Source organism: Luteolibacter pohnpeiensis (assembly GCF_016595435.1).
Lineage (GTDB): Bacteria > Verrucomicrobiota > Verrucomicrobiia > Verrucomicrobiales > Akkermansiaceae > Luteolibacter > Luteolibacter pohnpeiensis.
Genome location: NZ_JAENIJ010000097.1, coordinates 1 through 2,153, shown reverse-complemented (window position 1 = coordinate 2,153; position 2,153 = coordinate 1). Strand labels below are relative to the sequence as shown.

Below are 2,153 nucleotides of genomic sequence, written 5' to 3'. Positions count from 1 at the left end.
CTCCAAACCACCTAAAAACACCCGACCTCAGCCACTCAAAAGAATCCCAAAAAACTCAATTTACGGTTGATCTTTCAACGCAGCATCTTGTTCGCCTTGGTTTTGTTGATGTGCATAGTCACGGCTTCAGGGTTGAAGCTGCCCCGATAAACTCCTCCCGGCATCGCAGCAACTTCTCAAAAGAGTCGTTGTCGAATGGCGCTGAGCAGCCGCTGCAATTGTAGGCTGTCTTAGCCGCGTTCTCGGCAACGTAAGCAATCAGTGAATCCAAATCGGACTTCCCGTAGACCTCGTCTCTCAGAGTGATGTTCACTCGTATTGCGTTGAACTGATCGTGTGCTTCTGACCAACGGGGCGCGTCTCGGAGAATCTCGACGAGCTGGTCATACTCAGCGCGCGGAGTAACCATTGGTAACAGCTCGTCGAGAATCGCAAGTGCCCGAGCGGCATGCTCTGGTTTGTAGTCCATGGTCTTCTGGCGAACGTCAAAGCACACACACCGCCTGACGGCAGCCGCGCGTTGACTGTGGGTTGAGGGTTGTCATCACGATAAGAATTCGATTCGGAGCGGGTCAGGCGGTTGTCGTGCTGCGCCTTGTTCGGCTTTGTTTGTTAGAAGGTTGAGCCGGCTGCTCGAAGTGCGTCGAGCAATCGGTCAACCTCTTTGGAGTTGGAGATGGTTCGAATCACGATGAAGAGCCCGGCACCAGCTCGATTGGCGAAAGTCAAATAGCGGCGCGGCCGAATGAAGGCTATCACAAGCAGTAGACCGGTGAATGCGAGCACTCCCATCAAAAGGAGCAAGAACGTCCTCACCTCAGATGGCTCCAAGAATCGAAAGAATACCGCCGCTACGATCGATAACCCGACTGTGGCCAACCCCTGACGAAATGCAGGTGCTCGCCGCTCGAGAACAATCGGCTTGGGGTTCACCTCCGAGATCGGAAATGAGAACTCCTGGCGTCCCTGAAGGTAGATCTTACCGACCGCGTTCAGCTCGCCATCTTCGATGGTGTAGGTGAAATCGCTCTCCGGCGACTTGATGCGAATCGGGTCCATTGATTCTTTGCAGAACGTCAAAGGTGAGACACGTAGACGGATGGCGCGACTCGTGCGTCAGCACGAGGCGTGACAGCTGTCGGAGTTGTCTCTAGCGCCTTGTTAGGCTCATTTTTCATTCTGCGTTTCTTAGGTATTCGGTAGAGCGATCTTTGCCGTGCCCGCGTAGATCCTGCCCCCAATCAACATATAGTCTGCTGAAATCGGAACTATAGGTCAGCTTCGATCCAAAGAAAGTGGACGCAGAGGGGACGATCAAGGGCACCTCCAAATCATTCTTTTTCGGAGATGCGATGCCAACGAAAACAGCCTTATCTTCCGTTTTGGACATCGGAGACCAATAGACAGCACCATCACGCTTGATAATCACGAAGTCGGGCTTACTGCCAGAATACGTGCCCTGCATCGTTTTTGGCACGGCGGAGCAGCCGACGAGAAAACAGCAGGCGGCAAGTAGGAGGGTTTTCATATTTCTGCCTAACGTCAAAGATGAGCCAGACGGTTGCTTGGCGCAGAGCCTGCGAAAGCAGGATCTGTGACAAGCAATCGGCTTGGCTCTAGCGCATGGTTAGGCTCATTTTTCATTCTTCCGATTAATAAGTGAATCGATATGCACCTTAGTGGCCGGTGTTTCGCTGCCGAAGTGCATGCTGACAGATTTATGTTCGGCGCCAATGGTAACGACTGCGCCACTGCGATACCATCGAATTCTCTGGATGCTCGAAAATGGAATGATCTCCGTTCGGTTCGGTAGCACGAGCCGTATTCCTTCGGTCGAAATGATGTATCGCTTCGGCATGCGGCGAGACGCACAAAACACCCCGGGCGCAATTATTGCGATGAGTGCTATGCCGGTCAACGTGACGGCGAGCGAAACAGGCACGAAAGCCAAGAACACGCATAAGATAAGCACAAGGGCGACAACTCCGACTCCGATGAGGTGGCTGCGGCCTCTGCATCTGACATTTAAAGACGGAGTAGTCATGATTCTTTATGCCTAACGTTAAAGTGGTGGCACGGCGGTGTCGAGCATCTAGAGCGAAGCGAACTAGCGAGCTTGTTCGCCGTTGCCACACACGCCTTGTTATCCTCTT

The 2,153-nt window shown here is 52.9% G+C and carries 4 protein-coding genes; 1 reads left to right on the top strand and 3 read right to left on the bottom strand.

From position 1 onward, the window contains the following. Positions 1-118: 118 nt before the first annotated feature. From JIN85_RS20200 to JIN85_RS20190, 3 genes are all read right to left on the bottom strand, one after another. Positions 119-469 (bottom strand): hypothetical protein, encoded by a 351-nt coding sequence (locus JIN85_RS20200; RefSeq protein ID WP_200274252.1) that lies wholly within the window; start codon positions 467-469, stop codon positions 119-121. A gap of 143 nt (positions 470-612) precedes the next feature. Continuing rightward, on the bottom strand, positions 613-1,059 hold the full coding sequence (locus tag JIN85_RS20195) for a hypothetical protein (RefSeq protein WP_200274250.1): 447 nt from the start codon (positions 1,057-1,059) through the stop codon (positions 613-615). Positions 1,060-1,174: 115 nt separating this feature from the next. Continuing rightward, positions 1,175-1,528 (bottom strand): hypothetical protein, encoded by a 354-nt coding sequence (locus JIN85_RS20190; RefSeq protein WP_200274248.1) that lies wholly within the window; start codon positions 1,526-1,528, stop codon positions 1,175-1,177. Positions 1,529-1,775: 247 nt separating this feature from the next. On the opposite strand from JIN85_RS20190, the gene JIN85_RS20185 reads away from it, so the two are divergent. Further along, positions 1,776-2,060, top strand: coding sequence for a hypothetical protein (locus tag JIN85_RS20185; RefSeq protein ID WP_200274246.1), 285 nt, complete (start codon positions 1,776-1,778; stop codon positions 2,058-2,060). The last annotated feature ends 93 nt before the right edge of the window (positions 2,061-2,153 follow it).